This window comes from Streptosporangium sp. NPDC023615, from assembly GCF_040640155.1.
In the GTDB taxonomy this organism is placed as follows: Bacteria; Actinomycetota; Actinomycetes; order Streptosporangiales; family Streptosporangiaceae; genus Streptosporangium.
This window is the reverse complement of the sequence record NZ_JBFABE010000017.1, coordinates 107,142-127,434: the sequence shown is the minus strand read 5'-3', so window position 1 is coordinate 127,434 and position 20,293 is coordinate 107,142. Positions and strand designations below refer to the sequence as shown.

5 protein-coding genes are annotated in these 20,293 nt (G+C 75.4%); all 5 read right to left on the bottom strand.

The features are described 5' to 3' along the window. A partial coding sequence (locus tag AB0G16_RS15680; protein WP_362804801.1) for an amino acid adenylation domain-containing protein occupies window positions 1-5,448 on the bottom strand: 5,448 nt, incomplete at its 3' end. After that, a complete protein-coding gene (locus AB0G16_RS15675) occupies window positions 5,441-8,731 on the bottom strand; it encodes an amino acid adenylation domain-containing protein (protein WP_362804798.1) in 3,291 nt (1,096 codons plus the stop codon). The genes AB0G16_RS15680 and AB0G16_RS15675, both read right to left, overlap by 8 nt. After that, on the bottom strand, window positions 8,728-8,937 hold the full coding sequence (locus AB0G16_RS15670) for an MbtH family NRPS accessory protein (RefSeq protein ID WP_362804795.1): 210 nt from the start codon (window positions 8,935-8,937) through the stop codon (window positions 8,728-8,730). The genes AB0G16_RS15675 and AB0G16_RS15670 overlap by 4 nt, the downstream gene beginning before the upstream one ends. Then, window positions 8,934-14,537 carry an SDR family NAD(P)-dependent oxidoreductase gene (locus AB0G16_RS15665; RefSeq protein ID WP_362804792.1) on the bottom strand — a complete coding sequence of 1,868 codons (5,604 nt, stop codon included), beginning with the start codon at window positions 14,535-14,537 and terminating at the stop codon, window positions 8,934-8,936. Before AB0G16_RS15665 ends, AB0G16_RS15670 begins: the two co-directional genes overlap by 4 nt. Before the next feature lie 178 nt (window positions 14,538-14,715). Further along, entirely contained in the window at window positions 14,716-20,154 is a 5,439-nt protein-coding gene (locus tag AB0G16_RS15660; protein ID WP_362804789.1) for an amino acid adenylation domain-containing protein, read from the bottom strand. Window positions 20,155-20,293: the final 139 nt, after the last annotated feature.

Genomic DNA, 20,293 nt, shown 5'->3' with positions numbered 1-20,293 from the left:
ACGGCCGGTCGACCCGGACGTGAAGATCACGTACGCGAGCGAGTCCGGCAGGTCCCCGACCCGGTGACCCGTACCCCCGGCCCCGGTCGCCGGTTCCCCGGTCCCCGGTCCCCCGGCCTCCGGTTCCACGGCCTCGGGGCCGGGTTCCCCGATCGCGGCGTCGAGCTCCACGGCTGCGGCGTCGGCGAGCATGGCCTCGACGCGCCGGTCGGGCAGGCCCGGGTCGAGGGGCAGGTAGGCGGCCCCGGCCTTGAGCACGGCGAGCAGCCGCACCGGCAGGTCGAGCGAGCGCTCGGCCCGTACGGCGAACACCCCGCCGCCGGCGGCACGGAGCCGCGCGGCCAGCGCCCCGGCCCGGTCGTCCAGCTCGGCGTAGGTGAGGGTGTCGTCGCCGAAGACCACGGCCGGGGCGTCGGGCGTCCGCGCCACCTGCTCCTCGACGAGGCCGTGCAGCGTCTCCGGCGGCGGATACGCGACGCCGGTGTCGTTCCAGCCGGTCAGTACCCGCTCCCGTTCCGCGGGCGAGAGGAGGTCCAGGTCGCCGACCCGGGCCGACGGGGCGGCGACGGCCGAACGCAGGAACGCCTCCAGGGACGCGGCGACGCGCTCGACGGTGTCCGGCAGGAACAGGTCGCTGTTGTAGACGAACCTCGCGGCGAGACCGCCGCCGGTCTCCGAGACGTACAGCTCCAGGTCGAACCGGGTGGAGGTGGTGTCGGGCGCGAACGGCTCGGTCGCCGTCGCCGCCCGTCCCGCAGGGGCCACCCCGCCCAGGTAGCTCTGCAGGGCGAAGAGCGCCTGCACCACGGGCGGCCGGGTGGCGTCCCTGGCCAGGTCCAGCTCGGCGACGAGCTTCTCGAACGGCAGCTCCTGGTGGGCGTAGACCTCCAGGGCGGCGTCACGGGTACGGCCAAGCAGGTCGGTGAACGTGGGGTCGCCCTCCAGGCGGGCACGGAGCGGGAGCAGGTTCACGAACAACCCGACCACGTCCTCGAACTCGGCCCGGTCCCGTCCGGCCACCGGCGAGCCCACCGCGAAGTCACACTGCCCCGACCAGCGGGAGAGCACGGCCTGGTAGGCGGCGAGCAGCACCATGTAGAGCGTGGCGCCGTTCCGCCGCGCCAGCTCGCCGAGGTCCCCGGTGAGCCCGGCGTCAAGCCGCAGGTCGTGCCAGGCGCCCCGGTGTCCCTGCCGGGCGGGCCGTGGCCGGTCCAGGGGCAACTCCAGCGGGGGCAGCGCGGCCAGCTCCCGCCGCCAGAACTCCAGGTGCCCCTCCAGGCGCTCCCCGGTCAGGCGGTCGCGCTGCCAGAGCGCGTAGTCGCCGTACCCGATGGACGGCTCCGCGCGACCGTCGGGGCCGTCGCGGCCGGTGAGCAGCTCGTCCAGCAGGAGTTCCGCCGACCACCCGTCGGCCACGACGTGGTGCACGGCGACCAGCAGCACGTGGTCGTCCGGGCCGATCCAGACGAGGGTCACCCGGAGGAGCGGGCCGTCGGCGAGGTCGAAGGGACGGGCCGCGTCGGCACTGACGATGCGCCGCGCCTCCGCCTCCCTCTCCGTCCCCGTGTCCGTCCCTGCCCCCGCGTCCGCCTTCGCGCGCGTCCCCGCCCCGACGACGCGGATCGTGACCCGGGACGCCGGGTCGTCCGCCGGGACGACCCTCACCTCGGGCCGCCCGTCGGGGGCGGCGGGGAAGCGCATCCGCAGGCTCTCGTGCCGGGCCACGGCCGCGTCCAGCCTCGCGCCCAGTGCCGCGAGGTCCAGCGGCCCGCGCAGGCGCGCCGCGGCGGGCAGGACGTAGGCGCCGGTCCCCGGGCTGAACTGCTCCATGAACCAGAGCCGTTCCTGCGCGAACGACAGCGGCGGCGCCGTGCCCTCCGGCCGCCGGACCGGGCCGGGACCCGCGCCGGGACCCGCGCCGGGGCCGGGACCGGCCTGGGCCAGCTCGTCGAGCGCCTCGGCCAGCCGCCGGACCGACGAGTGGCTGAAGGCGAGCTTCAGCGGGACGTCCAGCCCGGTCGCGGCCGAGAGCCTGGCGATGGTCCTGGTCGCCAGCAGCGAGTGGCCGCCGAGCTGGAAGAAGTCGTCGAGCGCCCCGACCCGGTCCACTCCCAGCACCTCGGCCCAGACCGAGCAGACCAGTTCCTGGGTCGCGGTGCCCGGGGGCAGGTAGCCCTCGCCGGAGCGGTGTTCGGGGGCGGGGAGCGCCGCCTGGTCGACCTTCCCGCTCGGCGTGAGCGGGATGCGCGCCACCTCCACCACGGCGCTCGGCACCAGGTGCGGCGGCAGCCCGGCGGCCAGGTGCCCGCGCAGGTCGTCCGCGCCGTACGGGAGCGGTTCCCCGGCGCCGGGGTCCCGCGGTACGACGTAGGCGACCAGGCGACGGTCGCCGGGGGTGTCCTCCCTGACCGTCACCGTCGCCCGCGCCACCCCGGGGTGGGCCAGCAGCCGGGCCTCGATCTCACCGGGCTCCACGCGGTAGCCGCGGATCTTCACCTGGCGGTCGAGGCGGCCGAGGATCTCCAGGCGGCCGTCGGGCCGGAACCGGGCCCGGTCGCCGGTGCGGTAGAGACGCGCCCCGGCCGGGCCGTACGGGTCGGGGACGAAACGCTCCGCGGTCGGCGCGGGCGAGCCCAGGTAGCCCCGGGCCAGGCCGTCGCCGCCGACGCAGAGCTCACCCGGCACGCCGACGGGGACGTGCGCGCCGTACCCGTCCAGCACGTACACGCGGGTACCGGAGAGGGGGTGCCCCACGGTGGGCCGCCTGGACGCCTCGGCGGGGTCGAGTTCCCCGGCGGTGGCGATGATCGTCGTCTCGGTGGGCCCGTAGCTGTTGACGAGGGTGACGCGCTCGCCGTGCGCCTCGTACCAGGCGGCGAGCGCCGGCGCGGGCAGCGGGTCGGCGCCCAGGATCAGCAGGCGCAGCGCCGCCGGCCAGGTGATCCGGGCCGCGACCAGCTCCTGCCAGTACGAGGTGGGCAGGTCCATCACGGTCAGCGACGCGCCCGCGGGGGTGCGCAGGAAGTCGGGCAGCGGCTCGTCCGGGGCGAGCACCAGCTCCGCCCCGGAGGTGAGCGCCGGGTAGACCTCCTCGGCGTGCGTGTCGAAGCCCACCGAGGCGAACTGCAGCACCCGGTCGCCGGGGCCGACGCCGTACTCGGCGCGCATCCACGCCACGCGCGCGTCCAGCGCGCGCCGCTCGACCTGGACGCCCTTGGGACGGCCGGTCGACCCGGAGGTGTAGATCACGTACGCCAGGTTCGCCGGGGCACCGCGGGCCGGGACGACACGGGCCGGGACGACATGGGCCGGGACGACATGGGCCGGGACGACACGGGCCGGGACCCGGTCGCCGCCGCCGCTCCCGGCGGCCGCGCCACCGGTGGGCGGGCCGTCGGCGACGCCCTCCAGCGGGATCACCGGCACCTCCCCGCCGGGGACGTCGTCCCTGGGGGGCGATCCGGGCGGACCGTCCTGGGAGGCGGGCGGGTCGCCGGGGGAGAGGGACGGGTCGCCCTGGGAGAGCAGCAGCGCGGCCCCGCCGTCGCGCAGCATCCAGCGCAGCCGCTCGGCCGGGTAGGCCGGGTCCAGGGGCAGGTAGGCGCCGCCCGCCTTGAGCACCGCGAGCAGCGCCACGACCAGTTCGAGGCCGCGCCGGGCGCGTACGGCGACCACGGTCTCCGGCCCCGCCCCGGCGGCGGCCAGCCGCGCGGCCAGTCGCGTGGCGCGCTCGTCCAGCTCGGCGTAGCTCAGCCGGCGGTCGCCGTGGGTGACCGCGGGCGCGTCAGGCGCGAGCCGGGCCCGCTCCTCGAACAGCCCGGCCACCCCGGCGGCCGTGCCGGGCGGCCGGGCTGCGGGCCCGGCCGTTCCGGCGCCGCAGGAGGCACCCGGGAGAACACCCCCGGAGGGAACGCCGCCCGAAAGGACGTCCCCCGGAGGAACGGCGCCGGTGGGACGGGCGCCGGTGGACAGCGACGCCGTGACCGCCGGCAGCCGGTCCTCGGGCAGCAGCATCGCGGCGCGCAACCGCGAGAGCGGGATGTCGGGGTCGCCGGCCACGGCCTCCAGGACGCGCTCGTAGCGGCGCAGCATCCGGGCCATCGTGTCCGGCTCGAACAGGTCGGCGTTGTAGGACAGCAGCGCGTACAGCGAGTCCGAGCGCGGCGTCACGTCCAGCATCAGGTCGAACTTGGCCTGCCGCGCGCCCGGGTCGAAGACGCCCGTCTCGACGCCGGGGATGGTCAGCTCGGAGGCCTCCCTGTCCTGCATCACGAACATCGCCTGGAACAGCGGCGTGGTGCTCAGGTCCCGCTCCACGTTCAGCTCGTTCAGGAGCCGCTCGAAGGGGATGTCCTGGTGGGCGAAGGCGTCCAGCACCGTCGACCGGACCCGGCCGAGCAGTTCCCGGAAGGCCGGGTCGCCCGACAGGTCGGCGCGCAGCGCCAGCGTGTTCGGGAAGAACCCGACGACGTGCTCCAGCTCGGGACGCTCCCGCCCGGCGATCACCGATCCCACGCACACGTCGTCCTGCCCGGAGTGGGCGCCGAGCAGCGTGTGGAAGGCGGCCAGCAGCACCATGAACGGCGTGCACCGCTCGTCCCTGGCCAGCCGGTCCAGGCGGGCGGTCAGCTCGCGCCCGATGCGCCGCGCCGCGTAGTCGCCGTTGGACGAGCGCACCGGTGACCGGGGCCGGTCGGCGGGCACGTCCAGCACCGGCACCCCGGCCAGGCGCTCGCCCCAGTAGTCGAGCTGGCGGCGCACGCCCTCCTCGTCCAGGCGCTCGCGCTGCCAGGCGGCGTAGTCGGCGTACTCCAGCACCGGCTCGGGCAGGTCGGCCTCGCGGCCCTCCAGGTGGGCGCCGTAGAGGGTCGCGAACTCGCCCAGCAGGATCTTCAGCGACCAGCCGTCGGCCACGATGTGGTGCAGCACCACGCACAACACGTGGTCGTTCCCCGACAGGGTGATCAGGTGGACCCGCAGCAGCGGCCCGGCCGCCAGGTCGAACGGCCGGTTGGTGAGGTCGGCGACCAGCTCGGTCGCGCGGTCCTCCCGCTCGTCGGCCGGCAGGCCGGACAGGTCGATCAGGTCGGGCTCGACCGGCACGGGCGGCCCGATCTCCTGCACCGGGCTGCCCTCGCGCGCGGTGAAGCGGGCGCGCAGCGTGGCGTGCCGCTCCACCAGGCGGCCCAGCGCGTGCCGCAGGGCCTCGACCGAGACCCGCCCGCGCAGCCGCTGCACCATGAACATGTTGTACGAGGCGTCGGCGGGGTCGAGCTGCTGCAGGAACCACAGCCGTTCCTGGCCGAAGGAGAGGGGCGCCGGGCCGCCGCCCGCGCGCCGGGGGATGCCCGGCGCGCGCTGCGGCGACGGCTGCCGTCGCATCCTCTCCTCCAGCGCGGCGCGCTGTTCCGGGCTGAGCCGGGCCAGCCTCGCCCTCAGGTCACTCATGCGCGGGATCCTCCAGCGACGCCAGCAGCGCCTCCATCTCCCCGTCGTCCCCGTCGAACTGCGACTCCAGGACGACGAGGGCGTGCTCGGCGACCGTGGTCGCCTCGAAGCAGCGCCGCAGCGGCATCTCCACGCCGTAGGTCTCCCGGTAACGGGTGACCAGCAGCACCGCCAGCAGCGAGTGGCCGCCGAGCTGGAAGAAGTCGTCGTCGGCGCCGATCCGCTCGCGGCCCAGCAGCTCGCCCCACAGGGCGCTCAGCTCGGCCTCCAGCGGGGTGCGCGGCTCCACGTAGGGGGTGCCGAGGTCGGCGCGGCCCGAACCGGTCGGCGCGGGCAGCGCCCCCCGGTCGAGCTTGCCGCTGGGCCCCAGCGGGACGTCGTCGATCGCGACGAACGCCTGCGGGACGAGCGCGGCCGGCAGCTTCTTGGCCAGGGCCTTGCGCATCTCGGCGGTGAGCGCCGCCGCGTCCCCCGACCAGTCGACGTAGCCGACCAGGCCGCGCCCGCCGGGGGCGTCGTCGCGCAGCGCCACGATCGCCCGGCGCACCTTCGGGTGCTCGGCGATCAGCGACTCGATCTCGCCGAGCTCGACCCGCCAGCCGTGCACCTTCACCTGGTCGTCCAGCCGGCCCAGGAACTCCAGGTTCCCGTCGGCGCGGACCCGCGCCAGGTCGCCGGTCGCGTACAGCCGCGAGCCGGGCGGCCCGTACGGGTCGGGGACGAACCGCTCGGCGGTCAGCGCCGGGCGCCCGGCGTAGCCGCGCGCCACCTGGACGCCGCCGATGTGCAGGTGCCCGGGGACGCCGACCGGCAGCGGCCGGAGCGCCTCGTCCAGCACGTGCAGCCGGTTGCCCGGCATGGGCGTTCCGATGGGCAGCGTGGGCAGCTCCCGCAGCGCGTCCGGGCTCTCGCCCGGCACCTGCCAGGCGGTCACGTCGACCGCCGCCTCGGTCGGCCCGTACAGGTTGTGCAGCTCCACGCCGGGCAGCCGCTCGAAGAACCGGGCCGCGACGCGGGGCGGCAGCTCCTCGCCGCTGCAGATGACCCGCCTGAGCGACCGGCACGACTCGATGCCGGTCTCCTCCAGGAACAGCGCCAGCATCGAGGGCACGAAGTGCACGGTGCTCACCGCGTGCGCCTTGATCAGGTCGCGCTGGTGGGTGGGGTCGCGGTGCCCGCCCGGCCGGACCGGCACCAGGGACGCGCCGGTGACCAGCGGCCAGAAGAACTCCCAGACCGACACGTCGAAGCTGGTCGGGGTCTTCTGCAGGACCGTCTCGCCGGAGGTCAGGCCGAACCGGCGCTGCATCCAGGCGAGCCGGTTGACGATGCCCCGGTGGGTGTTGACGACGCCCTTGGGACGGCCGGTCGACCCCGAGGTGTAGATCGTGTACGCGGCGTCGTCCGGTCCGGTGACCGGCGGCGGCGACCCCGCCGGCTGCGGCCCCCACGACTCGGGCGCGTCCAGCAGCACCGGCTTGACGGCGCCCTCGGGGAGCAGCTCGCGCAGGTGGCGCTGGGTCAGCATCACCCGGGCGCCGCTGTCGGACAGCATGAACGCCAGCCGCGACGGCGGGTACTCCGGGTCGAGCGGCACGTAGGCGCCGCCCGCCTTGAGCACCGCGAGCAGCGCCACGACCAGCTCGGCCGAGCGCTCGGCGCAGACCGCGACCGGGCTTCCCCGGCGCACGCCGATCCTGCGCAGCCAGTGCGCCAGCGCCCCGGCCCGCTCGTCCAGCTCCGCGTACGTCAGCGTGACGTCGCCCGCGACCACGGCCGGGGCGTCCGGGGTCCTGGCCGTCTGCGCCTCGATCAGCGAGGTCAGCGTGGCCTCCGCGCCCGGCGTCCCGCCGTCCCCGATGGCGTCGGCGGCGTCGGCGGCGTCGGCGGCGCCGCCGGTGCCGCGCAGGTCCCGCAGGTCCTCCAGGTCCCCGGCCGTGCCGAGCGCGAGGACGTGCTCGCCCTCGGCCGGGGACAGCAGCGGCAGCGCGGAGATCGGCGTGTGCGGGGCGGCGATCGCCGCCTCGACCACCGTCTCCAGGCAGGACGCGAACCGCTCCATGGTGGGCCGGTCGAACAGGTCCGTGCCGTACTCCAGGCGCAGGTGCAGCCGCCCGTCGCGCATGTTGATGTCGAGCTGCACGTCGACCTTGGCGGTCCCGTTGGCGATCTGGCCCTCGTTGGTGTCGACGGCCAGGTTGAACATCACCTGGTAGATCGGCGGCACGCTCAGGTCCCTGGTCGGCTGGAGCGCCTCCACCAGCCGCTCGAACGGCAGCTCCTGGTGGTCCAGGGCCTCGGCGACGGTGTTGCGCACCCTTCCCACGGCCTCGGCGAACGTCGGGTCGCCCGACAGGTCCGAGCGCAGCGCCACCGCGTTGACGAACATGCCGATGACCGGCTCGGTCTCCGGCAGCAGCCGTCCCGCGACGGGGGTGCCCACCACCACGTCGTACTGCCCCGACCAGCGGGCCAGCACGGTCGTGAACGCGGTGAGCATGACGGTGAACAGCGTCGAGTTGAGGTCCTTGGCCAGCCGCTGCACGCCCGCCGAGGTCTCCGGGGAGAACGCGGCCAGGTGCATCTCGCCCCGGAAGCTGCGGCTGCGCGGGCGCGGCCGGTCGGCGGGCAGCGCCAGGTCGGCCGGGATGCCGGCCAGCCGCTCCCGCCAGTGCGCCAGCTCCTGCTCCACGAACTCGCCGGTCAGCCGTCCTCGCTGCCAGACGGCGAAGTCGGCGAACTGGATGGGCACCTCGGCCAGCTTGGGCTCGCGACCCTCGCCGATCGCGTCGTAGCACTCCTCCAGCTCGTTGACGAAGATGTGGCTGGAGACGCCGTCGAACACGGTGTGGTCGAACACGCAGACCAGCCGCAGGTCGTCCTCGCCCATCCGCACGTGCCGCAGCCGCCACAGCGGCGCCCGGTCGAGGACGAACGGCGCGACGCCGTCGCTCTTGGCAAGGCGGGCCAGCTCGGCCTCGCGCTCGTCGGGCGGCAGGTGGGTCAGGTCGGTCTCGGTGAGCCGCACCGGCGGCACCGTGCCGTCGACGATCTGCATCACCTGGCCGTCGCGGAACTCGAAGACCGTGCGCAGCACCTCGTGGCGGCGCACCACCTGGGCGATGGCCGCCTCCAGGCGGCGCGGGTCGACCGGCTGGCGCGCGGTCATCGGGATGACCATGCCGATGTTGTAGACGGCGAGCTCGGGCTCGAAGCGGGCCAGGAACCACATCCGCTCCTGCCCCGAGGAGGACGGGAAGACGTCCTCCACCTTTCCGGTCATCCCGCGCCCCCGGCTTGCATCGCCTCGCGCAGGCTGCGCGGGCGCATGTCGGTCCAGACCTGCTCGATGTGGGCCAGGCACTCGTCCTTCGTGCCGGTGAAGCCCCCGTCGCGCCAGCCGGCCGGGTTCTCCCGGTCCGCCGGCCAGATGGAGTACTGCTCCTCGTCGTTGAGGACGACCTTGGTGTCGGGAAGGGAATCGCTCACTGCTGCTCACTCCTGCGGGGGAGGCGGGGGATGGAGGTCTGGCCGGGGGCCGGGGTGGTGGTGTCCGCCGCGGGCGCGGCGGCGCGTGCCTGTTCGATCAGCGAGGTGACGCCGGCCACGGTGGGCTCCTCGAAGAGGCTGCGCATCGGCAGCCGTACGCCCAGCTCCTTGCGGATGAGGGCGATGAGCTGCACGGCGATCAGCGAGTTGCCGCCGAGCTCGAAGAAGTCGTCGTCGACGCCGATGCGCTCGCCGCCGAGCACCTCGCTCCACAGCCGGGCGATGGCGGTCTCGACGTCGCCGCGCGGCGCCACGTAGTCGTCGTCGGCGTGGCCGGGACGGGCCGGACGGTCGGACACCGCGGCCGGGTCCAGCTCCGTCTCCACCGTCTCCTGGGTGACCGACCCGACACCCGACAGGTAGTCGGCCACCGGCGTCGCGGCGATCACCACCTGCGGGCCCAGGGGGGTGGCCAGCAGCCGGTGGAAGGCCTCGGCGCCCTCGGCCGGGCGGATGCCGACCGCGTCGGGGCCGCCGGCGGTCGTCGCGACCACGCCGCCGCCGGCGGCACTGTCGCCGGCGGCGACCACGCCGGCCTGCTGGGAGTCGGCGTTGGCCGTCACCCCGGCCACCACCGCCTCGGTGTTGATGCGCCGCAGCACGTAGTCGGAGATCTCGACCACGATCGCGCCGTCGTCGTCGATGAGCGTCACGTCGACCGCCAGCACCTCGTCGGTGCCGCTGTCGCGGAAGCGCATGTGGCTCCAGAACGTGCCGGGCAGCCGGTCGACGACGGTGATGCGGCCGTAGCCGAGCGGCAGGTAGTGGCCGACGACGTCGATCCAGGTGAAGGAGGTCGCGCTGTCCAGCAGGGCCGGGTGCAGGCCCCAGCCGCCCAGGTCCTCCGAGAGCTCCGCGGGCAGCTCGAACCGCCCCAGGGCCTCGTTCTGGCCGATGTACCACTCCGTCATGTGGCCCCAGTGGGGGCCGAGCGTCAGCAGCCCGGACAGCGGCACGCCGCCCTGCTCCTCGGTGGCCGGGGTGCAGCGCTCGATGATCGCCGCCACGTCCGCCTGCCTGACCGAGGGGGCGTCGACCTTGGCGGCGGTGCCCCGCGCGTGGGTGCGCTGGGCGGCGCCGATGACGCTCTCCACCTGGAACTCCGCGCCGTCGGCCTCGGGGCTGAACGTCACCCGCACCTCGGCGAAGGCGCCGTCGGCCACCGAGAGCGGCTCGACGAACACCACGTCGCGCAGCTCGACCGCGCCCGTGCCGGGCAGCCCGATCTCGCCGGCGCTGCGCGCCAGCTCCAGGTGACCCGTGCCGGGCAGCACCGGCACGCCGGAGATGCGGTGACCGTCCAGCGCCCAGTGCGTGTCGGGCGACAGGCCGCCACCGGCCCAGCCGAGCCCCTCGCCGTCGGCCTCGTGCCAGGCCGACAGCACCGGGTGGTCGACGGCCCTGATCCGGTCGCCGCGCTGCAGCGCCACGAACCCGGCGGGGGCGGCGACCTCCGCCGCCATGCCGACCTCCAGCCACTTGCCCCAGTTGGCCGAGACGACGGTGGCCGCGCGCCAGCCGTGCTCGCCCCTGGCGTGCGCGTCGAGGAAGTTGTTGGCCGCGCAGTAGTCGACCTGGCCGAAGCCGCCCGCCACCGCGGTGATCGACGAGCAGAGCACCACGGCCTGCAGGTCGAGGTCGCCGAAGGCGTCGCGCAGCGCGAGTGTGCCGGCCACCTTGGGCGCCAGCACCTGCTCGGCGGCGGCCCGCTCCTTGATCTCGGCCATGCCGCCGCCGGGCAGCCCGGCGGCGTGCACGATCACGTCCACCCGGCCGAACGCGGCCAGCGTCTCCTCCCTGACCCGGCGCATGTCGCCGGCGGAGGTGACGTCGGCGGCCAGCACCAGGACCTCGGCCCCGGCCTGCTCCATCCTGCGGATCGCGGCGATCGCCCGCCCCTCGCGGCCGCCCCGGTGCGCGTCCCACGCCGCCCGCTCCGGCAGCCCGGTCCGCGACAGCAGCACCAGCCGCACCCGGGCGCGCGCCGCCAGGTCCTCGGCGAGGGAGACGCCGATGCCGCCCAGGCCACCGGTGATCACGTAGACCTGCCCGTCCACCGGGCCGGCGTTCCCGGCGACCGCCAGGGCCGTCTCGTCCTGGCCGGGACCGGCGTGGCCGGCCTCGGCCGCCACCGTCCCGTCCGCGGACGCCGCACCGGCCGCCGCGGCCTCGACCGCGGGCACCTCGAGCTGCTCGTAGCGTTGCGACCAGCGGCGGCCGCCGCGGATGCTGACCGTGGTCAGCAGCCCGGCCTCGTCGGTCTCGGGCCTGCGGCCCAGCTCGGCCGCGGCGTGCCTGACCCAGTCGCGGGCCTCCACGTCGATGTGCCGCACCCGCAGCCACGGGGTCTCCAGCGGCACCACGCGGGGGAAGCCGGCCAGCGTCGCGTGCTCGGGGCGGATCAGGTCGCCGCCGACGACGTCCTGCGCGCCCGAGGTGAGCAGGGACAGCTCCACCCCGTCGGCGGGCTGTACGGCGGTCAGCGCCTGCACCAGCGCCAGCACGCTGAAGAAGCCCAGGTCCTGCGCCTTCCAGGTCTCGTCGACCCCGGCGGCGGGCTCGGCCGCGACGGTCCAGGCGTGGACCACCCGTCCGGGCACCTCGCCGACGGCCGCCAGCAGCGCGTCGTAGTCGGCGCGCTCGGCCGGGCGAACGGTGTATCCGTCGCCCGAGGAGGCGAACTCCGCACCGGGCCTGACCTCGATCACCTCGGCGCCGCCCGCGCGCAGCGCGTCCACCAGGCCGGCCGAGCCCTCGTCGGCGAGGACCAGCGCGCGGGTGACCGGCGACAGCGGCGCCGGGCCGGGCGGCGTCTGCCGCCAGACGGGCACGCTGAACCAGCGGTCCAGCGGCAGGTCCTCCTCGACCGGCGCGGGGTTGGCCACGCCGCCGACGAACGCGCCGTGCGGGTCGGGGTCGATCCAGGCGCGCTGACGCTCCCACGGGTAGGTGGGCAGCGAGATCCGCCGGCCCTCCTCGCCGAAGGCCTCCAGCGCGACGCCGTGCGCCCACAGCGTGCCGACGGCCGCCGACAGCACCCGCACGTCGCCGCCGTCGTCCTTGGGGCCGGGCAGCGACGGCAGCGGCGCGACCGCGCCCGGCGGGTTCTGCGCCCGCGCCAGCCCGGAGAGCTGCTTGCCGGGACCGCACTCGATCATGATCCAGTCGCCGTCGGCGAGCAGGGTCGCCACGCAGTCGCCGAACAGCACCGGCTCGCGCATGTGCCGCGCCCAGTACGACGGGTCCGTCGCCTCGGCCGCGGTGATCCAGGTGCCGGTCACGTTCGACAGGAACGGCAGGCTCGGCGCCGACCGCTCGACCCCGGCCACCAGCTCCCGGAACTCGCCCAGGATCGGGTCCATCATCTCCGAGTGGAAGGCGTGCGAGGTGCGCAGCTCCATCCGGCCGATGCCCTCCTCCTCCAGCAGGGCGGCCAGCTCGGCGATCGTGTCCGGCGGGCCGGCCACCACGCAGGTGCCCGGGCCGTTGACGGTCGCCACCGACACGCCGTCGGGCAGCATCGGCCCGATCTCGTCCGGCGCGAGCTGCACGGCGAGCATCGCCCCGGCCGGCATGCTCTGCACCAGGCGGCCCCGGGCCGCCACCAGCCGCAACGCGTCCGGCAGGCTGAACACCCCGGCGACGGTCGCCGCGACGTACTCGCCGATGCTGTGGCCGATCATGCCGGCGGGCTCGGCGCCCAGCGAGCGCCAGAGCGTCGCCAGCGCGTACTCCACGGTGAACAGGGCCGGCTGGGTCAGCGAGGTCTGCCGCAGCCGCTCGTCGGCCTCCTCGCCGCGGGCGAAGATCAGGTCGCGCAGGTCCTCGCCGAGCTCGGCCCGCAGGATCTCGGCGCACTCGTCGACCGCGTCCCTGAAGACCGGCTCGGTGCGGTACAGCTCGGCGCCCATGCCCGCGTACTGCGAGCCCTGGCCGGAGAACAGGAAGGCCGGACGGGGGGTGCGCCGGGAGGTGGCGCCGGCGATGAGCCGCTTGGGGTCGCGCAGCGCGGCGACGGCGTCGGCGACGCCGGAGGCCACCACCGCGGTCCTGCGGGAGAGCTCCCTGCGCCCCACCCGAAGGGTGTGGGCGACGTCGGCCAGGTCGGCCTCGGGGTGGGCCTCCAGGTGCGCGGCCAGCCGCTCGGCGGCGGCGGCCAGCGCCGAGTCGGTCCTGGCCGACAGGCGCAGCAGGTGCGCCGGGCGCGGGTCGCGCTCCTCGCGGGCCGTCCTGGGCGCCTCCTCCAGCACGATGTGCGCGTTGGTGCCGCCGATGCCGAACGAGCTGACGCCCGCCCGCCTCGGGAAGCCGTTCGGCTCCCACTTGGTCGGCGACGCCGCCACGTAGAACGGGCTCTGCGCGAAATCGATCTTGGGGTTGGGGCTCTCGTAGTGCAGCGTGGGCGGGATCAGCCCGTTCTCCAGGGCCAGCACGGCCTTGATGATGCTGGCGATGCCCGCCGACTGGCCCAGGTGGCCGATGTTGCTCTTGACCGAGCCGATGCCGCACCACTGGGTGTCGTCGGTGTCCTGGCGGAACACGCTGCTCAGCGCCGCGACCTCGATCGGGTCGCCCAGCGCGGTGCCGGTGCCGTGCGCCTCGACGTAGGTGATGGTGCGCGGGTCCACCCCGCCGACCCCGAGCGCCTGGGCGATGACCGCGGCCTGGCCGTCCATGCTGGGCGCGGAGAAGCCCACCTTGCTGGCGCCGTCGTTGTTGATCGCGTTGCCCAGGATGACGGCCCGGACGTTGTCGCCGTCCTCGATCGCCTCCGACAGGCGCTTCAGCACGACCACGCCGCCGCCGCTGCCCCAGATCGTGCCGGCGGCCTTGGCGTCGAAGGCGCGGCAGTGACCGTCGGGGGAGACGATGCCGTCCTCGTCGTAGACGTAGCCCTGGCCCTGCGGCAGGTCCAGCATGGCGCTGCCGGCCAGGGCCATGTCGCACTCGCCGTTGCGCAGCGCCTCGGCCGCGACGTGGATCGCGACCAGCGACGTCGAGCACGCCGTGTGCAGCGTGTAGCTGGGACCGCGCAGGTCCAGCTTGTACGACGACAGGGTGGCGCAGTAGTCGACGTGGTTGCCGACCATGACGGCCAGCCAGCCCGCGTTGGCGTGGGCCTGCGCGTTGCTCCTGATGTTGATCCACTGGTAGAAGTCCGAGCCGGAACCGGCGTAGACGCCGATCTCGCCCGGGTACCGGAACGAGTCGTAGCCGGCGTCCTCCAGGGCGGTGTGCGACAGTTCGAGGAAGAGCCGGTGCTGCGGGTCCCGGATCTCCGCCTCCCTGATCGACATGCCGAAGAACGCGGCGTCGAACCCCTGGTGGTCGTCGAGCATCATCGCGGCCGGCACGAAGTCCGGGTCGTCGAGGATGTGGTCGGGCACGCCGAGCGCGCGCTGCTCCTCGCGGGTGAAGTGGGTCAGTGACTCGACTCCGTCGGACAGGTTGCGCCAGAACTGCCTGGCGTCCCCGGCTCCCGGCACGCGGCACGAGAGGCCGATGATCGCGATCGGTTCGACGGTGGGCTCCTCGGCCATGCGGGGGTCCCTTTCTTCCTTGCTGGGCGCGGTCGGCGCCGGTGCGGGGGGTGGTGCGGTCGTGGACGTCATGTGCGCCGGCGACGTCGGGGACGTCGGTGACGCTGTGGACGCCGGGGTCCGGGACCCCGGGCCGACCGGTCGTCGGCCCGGGTCCGGTTTCGGAGGCGGCAGGGTTTCAGCTCGGTTTCCGTGAACGGTCCTTGAGGCGGTCTCGCCGGACGGCGAGGCGCCGGGCGGCGCGGTCGAGGCCGGGGGTGGGGCCTCCACCGTCCAGGTGCGCGGCGAGCGCGCGGATGGTCGGATGGCGGAACAGGTCGACGATCGGGATCTCCCTGCCGAGCGCCGCGCCCAGGCGGGCCTGGACCGCGGCGATGGCCAGGGAGTGACCGCCGATCTCGAAGAAGTTGTCCGCGGCGCCGACCCGCGGGACGCCGAGCACGGCCCGCCACACCTCGGCCACGGCCCGCTCGGTGGGGCCCGACAGCTCGCCGCCCGCACCGTCGTCCTGCCGGACGGCGGGACGGCGCAGCGCGGCGCGGTCGATCTTGCCGTTGGGGGTCAGCGGCAGCGCGGGCACCACGATCACCTCGGAGGGGATCGCGTGCTCGGGCAGCGCCGCGCGCAGGTGCTCCAGCAGCCGCTGCGGGGCCAGGCCGGGCCTGCGGGGCACAGCGTAGGCGAGCAGCACGGTCTCGCGCCCCTCGCCCCGGTCGGCCACCGCGGCGGCGGCGCGGACCTCGGGGTGGGCGGTCAGCGCCGCCTCCACCTCGCCCGGCTCCACCCGGAAGCCGCGGACCTTCACCTGGTCGTCGCGCCGCCCGGCGATCGTGACCGTCCCGTCCGGGTTGAGCCGGCCCAGATCGCCGGTGGCGAACGAGTCCCCGGTGAAGCGGAGCCGGGTCAGCTCGGGGTCGAGGTAGCCGGTCGCCAGGTTGGCGCTGCGCACCACCACCTCGCCCAGCTCGCCCACCCCGGCCCGGCCGCCGTGCCGGCCGAGGACGACCAGCTCGCTGCCCTCGATGCCGCGCCCCGCGGGGACGGGCTCGGCGCTCGCGCGCGGCCGCTCGGGGATCTCGTACCAGGCGTGCGCCTGCGGCGTCTCGGTGGTGCCGTAGAAGGCGACCAGGCGGGCCGAGGGGGCCAGCCGCCGCAGCCGCGCGGCGTCGGCGTGGGTGAGGCGGTCGCCGCCGGTCGCGATCAGCCGGACGTCGGGCAGCACCGTGCCGGTACCGCAGAGCATCCTGGCGAGCTGCGGGGTCAGGTGCAGCACGCCGACACGGTGCTCGCGCAGCCATCCGGCCAGCCGGGCGGGGTCGCGCAGCAGGTCCTGCTCGGGCATGAGGAGCCGGGCGCCGGTGGCCAGCGGCACGAACAGGTCGCGTAGCGCCGGGTCGTGCGCCAGGCCCGAGAGCAGGGCGAAGCGGTCGTCGGGGGTCACCGCGAAGGTGGCGGCGTACCAGGCGACGAAGTGCGCCAGCGGGCCCTCGCCGGTCAGCACCGGCTTGGGGTCGCCGGTGGTCCCGGAGGTGAGCGAGAGGTACCCGCGCCCGCCGGCCCCCGGCAGGACGGTCCCGGACGGGCCGGTCCCCGGCAGGGCGTCCTCGGGCAGGGCGTCCTCGGGCAGGGCGTCCTCGGACGGTACGGTCCCGGGAAGGACGATCTCCGGCAGGCCCGGCAGGGCGGGCGCGCCCGGGCAGCGCAGCGCGGCCACCGCGCCGGCGGCGGCCGCCTGGCGCGACAGCACCGGCTCGGGGTGGGCCGGGTCGAGGATCACCCAGCGGGCCCCGGAGGCCAGCACCCCCAGCAGCAGGCCGGGAAGCTCGGGAACCCGCGCCGCGAGCACCGCGACCGCCTGCCCGGGCTCGACCCCGGCGGCGCGCAGCGCCTCGGCCGTGCGCCGGCGCAGCGCGACCAGCCCGTCGTACCCCACGGTCCGGCCCGCGCCCTCCACCACGACCTCGGGACGCAGCGTCTCCAGCGGTCCCGGCCCGTCCCAGGCCGGCAGCTCGGCCGGCGGCTCCGGCTCGGACAGCGCGGCCAGGCCCGCCGCCTCGGCGGGACGCTCCAGCAGGCCCGCCAGCAGGTGCCGGTAGGAGGCCAGCAGGGCCTCGATCCTGGCGGCCGAGAACAGGTCGGGGTTGTAGACGAGCTGCAGCGCGTAGCCGTCGCCGCGCTCGCTGACGTACATCGTCAGGTCGAACAACGCGCCCGGCAGCCCGGCGGCCAGCGCCTCGGTCACGCACCCGGGCAGGTCCAGCTTGGGCTCGGCGAAGTTGTACATGTTGAACATGACCTGGGTCACCGGGTTGCGTCCCAGGTCGCGGGGGACGCGCAACGCCTCCACGACGCGCTCCAGGGGCACCTCGCCGTGCGCCACCACCCGGGCCAGCTCGTCGCGGCAGCGGGCCACGTCCTCCTCGAAGGAGGAGCCGGGGTCCTGGCGCAGCCGCAGCGGCAGCACCCGCACGCACATGCCGATCGTCGACTCGAACGCCACGTGCCCCCGGTCGGCGTACGGGGTGCCGACCACCAGGTCGCCCTGCCCGGACAGCCGGGCGAGCAGTTCGGCGAACGCGGCCAGCAGCACCGGGTACGGGGTGACCCCCATCCGCAGGGCCAGCTCCCTGACACGCCCGCCGACGGCCGCGTCGACGTCCGCTGTCAGGAGCGCTCCAAAAAAGGTCTGCACGGGGGGGCGGGGGGCGTCCCTGGGCAGGTCGAGGACCATGGGCGCGTCCCTCAGGTGCTCGCGCCACCAGTCGACGGCCTCGCCGTTCGAGCGCTCCCTGGACCAGGCCACGTAGTCGGTGAACGCCGCCCCGGCCGGTCCCGGATCGGCGCCCCGGTAGGCGGCGCTCAGGTCGCGGTAGAAGACGTCCTGGGACCAGCCGTCGAAGACGACGTGGTGGACGGTCACGGCGAGCACGTGGTCGTCGTCGGCCAGCCGCAGCAGCCTGGCCCGTACCAGCGGCCCGGTCTCCAGGTCGAAGCGCGTCCGCGCCTCGCGCTGCAGCAGCCTCTCCAGCGCCTCCTCGGGGGAGGGGTAGGCCGAGAGGTCGTCGAGCGGGAGCGGCACCTCGCCGGGCGGGGTGACCGAGACGTGCGGCACGCCGGCGCGGGAGGCGATCCGCCAGCGCAGCGCCTCGTGCCGGGCCACCACGGCCTCCAGGGCGCCGCGGAGCGCGTCCGGGTCGAGCGGGCCGCGTACCCGTTCGGCCATCGCGATGTTGTGGGCGGGCGTCTCGGGGGCGAGTCGCTCGACGAACCACATGCGCCGCTGCGCGGGCGAGAGCGACGGTCCCTCCGTGCCCGTCGTGCCCGTCGTGCCCGTCGTGCCCGTCGCGACCGGGGAGCCCGTCGTGGCGGGGGCGCCGGTCGCGTCCGGGGCGCCGGTCGCGTTCGGGAGGGCGGCGCCGGTGCCGCACGGGGGTGCCTGCTCGACACCGGACGACAGGGCGCCGTAGGTGCGGGCAGCGTAGACGTCCTCGACCGAGACCTCCCGGCCGAGCTCGGCCCGGATGGCGGAGACCAGGCGCATCGCCCGCAGCGAGTGCCCGCCACGCTCGAAGAAGTCGTCGTCGGCGGCCGGGGCGGGGGCGTCCAGCACCCGCGCCCAGATACCGGCCAGGCCGGCGGTCCCGGCGGTCCCGGCGGCCTCGGGGGAACCGGCGGTCCCGGGGGAACCGGTGACCGGCGCGGCGGATCCCGTGGCGGTGGTCTCCCCGGCCCGCCCGGTGTCTCCCGCGTCCGCGCCGCCGGCGGTCCCGCCGGTGCCGCGCGCGCCGTCGTCGGCGAGACCGGTGCCGCCGGTGCCGCCGGTGTCGCGGGGGAGTGCCCGCAGGGCGGCCAGGTCGACCTTGCCCGAGGAGTTCAGCGGCAGGACCGGGACGCGCACCACCCGGGTGGGCAGCATGTACACCGGCAGCCGGCGCGCGCAGTGCTCGCGCAGGGCGGCCTGTCCGGGCGCGTCCAGCGGCGCGACGTAGGCCACCAGTTCGCCGGGGGCGTCGACCACGGCCTGCGTCACCCCGGGGTGGGCCCGGACGACCGACTCGACCTCGCCGATCTCGACCCGCTGACCCTGGATCTTCACCTGCCGGTCCAGCCGCCCCATGAAGGCGATCCGGCCGTCGGGCTGCCAGGCCACGTGGTCGCCGGTGCGGTACAGCCGCGCCCCGGGCGCCCGGGAGAACGGGTCGGGCACGAACCTGGCGGCCGTCATGCCGGGCAGCCCCAGATAGCCGCGGCTGACCTGCGGCCCGCCGATGTACAGCTCGCCGGGGACGCCGACGGGGCACTCGCGCATGTCCTCGTCCAGGATGTGCGCCCGGCAGCCGCGCAGCGGGTACCCGATGGGCAGCGACCGCTCCCAGGTACCCGACAGCTCGGTGCCGACCACGCACACGGTCGTCTCGGTGGGGCCGTACCAGTTGTGGAAGCGGGTCCGCGCCGACCAGCGCCCGACCTGCTCGGGGCCGGGCGGCTCGCCCGCGGTGACCAGGTCGCGCAGGTGCGGCAGCCCGGCCGGGTCGACCAGCGGCAGCAGCGCCGGGGGGATGAAGCCCCAGGTGACGTCGTGCGCCTCCAGGAACCGCTGGAGGCGGCCCGGGTCGGTCCTGTCCTCGTCAGGCACCAGCTGCACGCACCCGCCGACGGTGAGCGGGGTGAACATGTCGAGGACCGAGACGTCGAACCCGAGCGCGGAGAAGGCGATCGACCGGCACGTGTCGTCCAGGCCGAAGTGGGCCGCCGAGGCGGTGACGAAGGCCACCACCGAGGAGTGGTCCACGACCACTCCCTTGGGCCGCCCGGTCGATCCCGAGGTGTAGAGCACGTAGGCGGCGTTCCCGGGACGCACGCCGGAGCCGGCGGTACCGCCGCCGGCGCCCTCGTCACCGCCGCCGGTCGCGCCGATGGTCGCGCCTCCGGTGCCGGCCGTTGCGGCCGCGGTCGTTCCGCTGGTTTCGGTCGCGGTACCGCTCCCGGGTGTCGTATCTCCGGTTTCGGACGCCGTGGGGGTGGTGGTCCCGCTCACGGGCGCGATCGGTGTGACGGAGGGGGTGCCCGCCGGGGCGGTGGCGGTAATTTCGGACACGGTTCCGGTCGTCGAACCGATTTCCGGCTCGACCAGGGGCCGCCCGCACCCGGCCAGCAGCCCCCGGCCGCGGGCGTCGGCCACCACGACCGTGACGCCGGCGTCGTCGAGCACCTCGTCCAGCCGGCGGCGCGGGTGCGCCGGGTCGAGGGGGACGTACGCGCCACCGGCCATCATGATGCCCAGGGCGGCGACGGTCATCAGGGGAGTGCGCGCGGCGCAGAGCCCCACCCGGTCCTCGGGTCCCACTCCCAGCGCGCGTAACCGCAGCGCAAGGGCGGTGGCCGCGTCCATCAGCCCCCGGTAGGTGAGGCGGTTCCCCCACTGCCGGATCGCGGGCGCGGACGGCGTCCTTGCCGCCTGGGCGGCGATGAGGTCGCACAAAAGCGCCTCCGGAGCGGTGTGCGCCGGTCCGGCCGTCCAGGAGGCGGGAGCGGGAGCCGCCGGCGGCTCCGGAGAGGTGAACGGCCCTCCGGTCGCCGATGCGGACGACGAGTCCTCCCGCGTCGCTTCGAGCATCCACCCCCCATAGTCCCAAACAGGGTTTTTGCCCTGTCAAGTATTCACAAGCCTCAAGCCAGATCATTCCTAATGTTTGTGTCAGTGGGCAGTCAAGGGTTGAAAGTTAAACCTGTGTCGGAATGCCGGTTTCGGCTGT

Bases quoted from the DNA above. Each gene is read 5' to 3' on its own strand.
- AB0G16_RS15665 (WP_362804792.1), bottom strand. From the start codon at position 14,537: ATGGCCGAGGAGCCCACCGTCGAACCGATCGCGATCATCGGCCTCTCG.
- AB0G16_RS15660 (WP_362804789.1), bottom strand. From the start codon at position 20,154: ATGCTCGAAGCGACGCGGGAGGACTCGTCGTCCGCATCGGCGACCGGA.
- AB0G16_RS15675 (WP_362804798.1), bottom strand. From the start codon at position 8,731: ATGACCGGAAAGGTGGAGGACGTCTTCCCGTCCTCCTCGGGGCAGGAG.